The sequence below is a fragment of the Aquabacterium sp. genome (genome assembly GCF_004297345.1).
GTDB lineage: Bacteria > Pseudomonadota > Gammaproteobacteria > Burkholderiales > Burkholderiaceae_C > Aquabacterium.
Map to the genome: position 1 here is coordinate 1 of NZ_SCTN01000027.1, position 5,232 is coordinate 5,232.

Below are 5,232 nucleotides of genomic sequence, written 5' to 3' on the forward strand. Positions count from 1 at the left end.
CTCACTTTTCCTGCTGCAACACGGGGATCGACTCCCGCGCGGAACAAGGCCTCGCATGCATAGATATTGCCCGCCCCCACCACGATATCGCCAGCCAGCAAGGCCTGCTTGATCGACACCTGGCGTCCTTTGAGGCGTTCACGCATGTAGGCGCCGGTCAACTGGGCATCAAAGGGCTCCAAACCCAACCCAGCCAGCAACTTGCCGGGCGTGCCCGCATCCATGGATTCTCCCCAGATCACCGCGCCAAATCGCCTCGGATCAGTCAGTCGCAGGGTGCCGCGATCCGTGATCATCTCGAAGTGATCGTGCTTGCCAGCGGGCGCCAATTGCCCGTATGCCAAGGAGCCCGACATGCCCAGGTGAATCAGCAGCCCGCCTTGCCGCTCCCTGGGGCCCGACAAAGGCAGCCAGAGATACTTGCCCCGGCGTCGCACTTCGCCAACAGACCAGCCAGCCAGCGCATCCACGTCGCATCCGATCGGCCAGCGCAGCGGCTTGCCCATGTGAATCGATTCAACTCTGGCGCCTGCAATGCGATCAGCAAAACTCTGTCGAGTGACCTCGACTTCAGGTAATTCCGGCATGAAGGGAATTATCTGGTGTCAATCAGGTCCACTCGAACAGAAAAGATGGGCCGCCACATCAATAGAATGGCCACATCTGTTGGAGACCACATGTCCCTCACGTTTGCCAATCTGCTCAGCCTGATGCCCCAAGTCGCCGCCATCCAAGCTCGCCCCCCAGGGCGGCTCACCCCCATCGCTCGCTGGCTGAGTGCAGGCATGTTCGCCCTCGGTGCACTTGGCGCCGCACATGCTGCAGAGGAAGACGGCACCGCAACTGCGCCAACACCGGCCGCCAGCGCGGCAGTCGCCCCCGAAGCCAGCGTCAAACCGCCAGTTCAAAACTCGGCGATGGACGCCAACACCTTCTTTCAGATCTTCGTGGCGGAGTACCTTTTCCAGCACGGCGACATGAACTCGGCTTACCAGGCCTACCTGGAGTCAGCCAAGCAACACAAGGACGCACAGCTTTACCAACGCGCCGTTGAGATCGGGCGCGCCATTTCGCCAGAACTGGCACTGACCGCTGCCAAATCGTGGCGCCAGGCCCTGCCCCAATCCCGCCAGGCGTCGGAATACACCGCTGACATCCTGTTGTCCATGGGCAGATCGGCCGATCTGGTGGCGCCCCTGCGCAGCTTCATCCAGCTCACGCCAACGCTCCAGCAGCCTCAACTGATCCTGTCCTTGCCACGGATCATGACCCGACTGCAGGACAGAAACGCTGCAGCACAGGTGATCGATGATGCCACCCAACCTTGGCGCCAAGCCCCGCTGGAAATGGCCGAAGCCTGGTCCGCCAGTGCCGAGGGATGGATGCAGGCTCGCGATGCCAACAAGGCCACCGCATCCTTGAACAAAGCACTCGCGCTGCGCCCCAACCTGCTGAACGCGGGCCTGGTGGCCATCGGCCTGATGGACCTCACACCTCAAGCCGAGACCCTGGTCAAGCAACAGTTGGCCCGCCCCGATGCACCACCCATCGTGCGGCTGGCTTATGGCCGCAGGCTGGCTGGATTCCAGCGCCTGGATGAAGCCGCCCAGCAGCTTGAACTGCTGCTCAAGGAGCACCCCGAACAAAATGGCTCATGGATCACGCTGGCCGCAGTTCGACTGGAACTCAAGCAGGCGGACAAAGCCGAAGTGGCATTAAAGCAGGTACTGAACAAAATCCCCGCCGAGGGCAAACCTGCGGGAGACGCCCAGTCTTCGCCAGCACCTGATGCCAACGAAATCGACCAGACCTACCTCTACATGGAACAGGTCGCCGAACAACGCAACAACCTGACTGAAGCCCTGAGCTGGCTGGACCGCGCGGACCCCAAGAACGAGCGCACCAATATTCAGATTCAAAAGGCCCGGTTGCTGGCCCGCCAAAACAAGGTGGCAGAGGCCCGCAAGCTCATCAGAGACCTGCCAGAGGGGGAGCCTCGTGATGCCGTCATGAAGTACCAGGCCGAAGCTCAACTGTTGCGCGACGCGCACCAGACTGAAGAGGCCTATAAGGTGATGCATGAAGCCACCAAGCGATTCCCCGATGACAGCGACCTGCTCTACGACCAGGCCATGCTGGCAGAAAAGCTTCAAAAATTCACCGAAGCCGAAGCCCAGTTGCGCAAAACCATGGAATTGGCCCAGGACAACCCGAACGCCTTCAATGCACTGGGCTACAGCCTGGCCGATCGAGGCGTCCGACTGGACGAAGCTCGCCAGTTGATCAAGAAAGCGCTTGAACTGCGCCCTGCGGACCCCTTTATCGTGGACAGCATGGGCTGGCTGGAATTCCGCGCCGGTAATCTGAGCGAAGCAGTGCGACTGCTGAGTTCGGCCTACCAGACACGCCCCGATGCCGAGATCGCCGCTCACCTGGGTGAAGTTCTCTGGGCCCAAGGCAAGAAAGACGAAGCCAACAAGACCTGGCAGGAGGCCAGCAAACGCGACCCGGATAACGAGACGCTCAAAGAAACCGTGAAGCGGTTTCAAGCCACCCCGTGATCAAGCCGTGCAGCCTCCCAAACCTGCTCGCCATGCTGCTGACCTGGAGTCTGGTTGCATGCAGCAGCCTGCCTGACAGCGATCCGATTGCCGCCCAAATGCGCTCAGGCGGCAGCTGTGCGCCAGCCTCCCTCGCCATTCAAGCCAGCGCGACGCCTGCCCTGCCCTCCCCGCCGGCAGAGCCACCTCGCGCCCGCCCCAAGCTGGACGTGCAAGGACAGATGAGCATCAAGTTGGCGGCCCACGCCAACCAGGCAGCCAAAGGCCTGAGTCTGGGCTTCTTCTTCTCAGGCAATACCGACGTCGGCCAACTGGACCTGATGACGCTCATGGGCAGCCAGATCGCGCAGGTCAACTGGCAACCCGGCGAAGTCTGGCTGACCAACGACAAAGGACGCCAGCGCTTTGAGAGCCTGGAAGCCTTGAGCGTCTCCGCGCTAGGCGAGAGCCTGCCTCTGCGCTCACTGATTCAATGGATGCAAGGTCAACCCGACCAGGATCTCCCCAGCTTGCCAGGCCCCCAGGCCAACACCTTCGTGCAGGAAGGGTGGCTGATCGATACCAGCGAATTGCCCGAAAAGAAGCTGCACGCCAGCCGCGAAGCCACGCCTTTGCAACGCGCTGTTCAACTCAAGATCTATCTGGATCGCTGAGCCCTCTGCCCCACCAACCGCCATGCCCAGCCTGCACAACCTGCCCGCGCCGGCCAAGATCAACCTGTTCCTGCACGTGACGGGCCGTCGCCCGGACGGTTACCACTTGCTCCAGTCCGTTTTCATGCTGATCGACTGGCAGGACACCCTGCACATCGACACCCGAAGCGACGGGCAGTTGCGCCGCCACGACATGAATGTGCCTCTGCCTGAAGAAGACCTGTGCCTGAAGGCCGCACGCCTGCTGCAAACCGAAAGCCGCACCGCACAAGGATGCGACATCCGCATCCACAAGGAAGTGCCATGGGGCGCAGGCCTGGGCGGCGGCAGTTCGGACGCGGCCACGGTGTTGCTGGCACTCAATCAGCTATGGGGCCTGCACTGGCCACGCGCCAGGCTGGAAGCACTGGCCGTCAAGTTGGGCGCAGATGTGCCCTTCTTCGTGCGAGGCCACAACGCATGGGTCGAGGGCATCGGCGAATTGATCACGCCAGTTTCATTGCCAGCCGACGTGCTCGACACGCCCATCGCGCTGCTCAAACCCCCTGTTGCCGTGCCCACTGTGGCGATTTTTGGCAATCAATTTTTGAAGCGCGACACAAAGCATGCTATAGTCGAAGACTTTCTTGCAGCGCCCCGGTGCTTCGGCAGAAACGACTTGCAGACACCTGCAGAGCTTTACAGCAGTCAGATCAGCCAGACACTGGAAATCATGCAGAAACGCTTCGGCAACAGCCGGATGACGGGCTCAGGCAGTACCGTTTTTTCGTGGGTGACCACGGAGACACAGCAGCCACCCATCTTCCAGCCAGCCGATGTGAATCTGGATGATCACGCATGGGTCGGTCGTGTTGCTCACGGTCTGGTTCATCATCCACTGCTTGATTTGCTTGATCCGATCAGCTGATTGAATCGCAAATCAAAATGTGAAGATTTTGAACAACAGCCTTGAATGACACAAAAAACAGGCTATAATGCGAGGCTCTGAACAAGAGTGCAGCTTACAAGGTTGCAGTGCAGTGAAGTAGCAATACGACAAGGTACTGTGTCCTGAGTAGGGGAATCGCCAAGTTGGTTAAGGCATCGGATTTTGATTCCGACATACGAGGGTTCGAATCCTTCTTCCCCTGCCAAACTTTCCAGATGGTCGGCCGAACACAACCGAGCTGATCATCGACTTGCCCCAAGCCTGCCACCATCAAGGTGATGTCTGGGCGATGGCCAAGGCAACCTCTGGTGACCACACCAGCTGTGCGTGCCGGGCTTCCTCGACGGGCAAGTGAAGGGCAGACGTTTTTCGCAGCCACCACCGTCACGCCCGCCATGCTTTCCGACACCGTTCTGTTCACTGGCAACGCCAACCCGGCCCTCAGCCAGGAAATCGCCACCCAACTCGGCGTTTCGCTCGGCAAGGCCTCCGTGGGCCGATTCTCCGATGGCGAAACCACCGTCGAGATCCAGCAGAACGTGCGCGGCCGCGACGTGTTCGTGGTGCAGTCCACCTGCGCCCCGACCAACGACAACCTGATGGAACTGCTGATCATGGTCGACGCGCTCAAGCGCGCCTCGGCCCAGCGCATCACGGCCGTCATCCCCTACTTCGGCTACGCCCGCCAGGACCGTCGCCCGCGCTCGACCCGCGTGCCCATCTCGGCCCGCGTCGTGGCCAACATGCTCGAAGCCGTGGGCGTTTCCCGCGTGCTGACCATGGACCTGCACGCCGACCAGATCCAGGGCTTCTTCAACATCCCGGTCGACAACATCTACGCCTCGCCGGTGCTGCTGTCCGACCTGCAATCCAAGAACTACACCGACCTCGTGGTGGTCTCGCCCGACGTCGGCGGCGTGGTGCGCGCCCGCGCCCTGGCCAAGCAGCTCGGCTGCGACCTGGCCATCATCGACAAGCGCCGCCCCAAGGCCAACGTGTCCGAAGTGATGCACGTCATCGGTGAAATCGAAGGCCGCAACTGCGTGATCATGGACGACATGATCGACACCGCCGGCACGCTGGTCAAGGC

The 5,232-nt window shown here is 61.0% G+C and carries 5 protein-coding genes and 1 tRNA gene; 5 read left to right on the top strand and 1 reads right to left on the bottom strand.

Annotated elements, in window-relative coordinates:
- On the bottom strand, positions 1–587 hold a 587-nt coding region (locus tag EPO09_RS00720), incomplete at its 3' end, for a DNA-formamidopyrimidine glycosylase family protein (protein WP_290639193.1).
- A gap of 90 nt (positions 588–677) precedes the next feature.
- Here EPO09_RS00720 and EPO09_RS00725 point away from each other — a divergent pair.
- The 5 genes from EPO09_RS00725 to EPO09_RS00745 form a co-directional block, all read left to right on the top strand.
- The gene (locus EPO09_RS00725; protein ID WP_290639195.1) at positions 678–2,561 is read left to right on the top strand and encodes a tetratricopeptide repeat protein; all 1,884 of its coding nucleotides are present in this window, start codon (positions 678–680) and stop codon (positions 2,559–2,561) included.
- A gap of 32 nt (positions 2,562–2,593) precedes the next feature.
- Entirely contained in the window at positions 2,594–3,214 is a 621-nt protein-coding gene (locus EPO09_RS00730; RefSeq protein WP_290639197.1) for a lipoprotein insertase outer membrane protein LolB, read from the top strand.
- A 22-nt stretch (positions 3,215–3,236) separates the two neighbouring features.
- The gene (gene ispE, locus EPO09_RS00735) at positions 3,237–4,121 is read left to right on the top strand and encodes a 4-(cytidine 5'-diphospho)-2-C-methyl-D-erythritol kinase (RefSeq protein WP_290639199.1); all 885 of its coding nucleotides are present in this window, start codon (positions 3,237–3,239) and stop codon (positions 4,119–4,121) included.
- Positions 4,122–4,270: 149 nt separating this feature from the next.
- Positions 4,271–4,347: transfer RNA gene (locus tag EPO09_RS00740), tRNA-Gln, on the top strand.
- A 190-nt stretch (positions 4,348–4,537) separates the two neighbouring features.
- On the top strand, positions 4,538–5,232 hold a 695-nt coding region (locus tag EPO09_RS00745; RefSeq protein ID WP_290639201.1), incomplete at its 3' end, for a ribose-phosphate pyrophosphokinase.

What these genes read in the sequence shown, in the direction of transcription:
- EPO09_RS00725 (WP_290639195.1), top strand. Translation starts at nt 678, where the DNA reads ATGTCCCTCACGTTTGCCAATCTGCTCAGCCTGATGCCCCAAGTCGCC.
- EPO09_RS00730 (WP_290639197.1), top strand. Translation starts at nt 2,594, where the DNA reads ATGCTGCTGACCTGGAGTCTGGTTGCATGCAGCAGCCTGCCTGACAGC.
- ispE (WP_290639199.1), top strand. Translation starts at nt 3,237, where the DNA reads ATGCCCAGCCTGCACAACCTGCCCGCGCCGGCCAAGATCAACCTGTTC.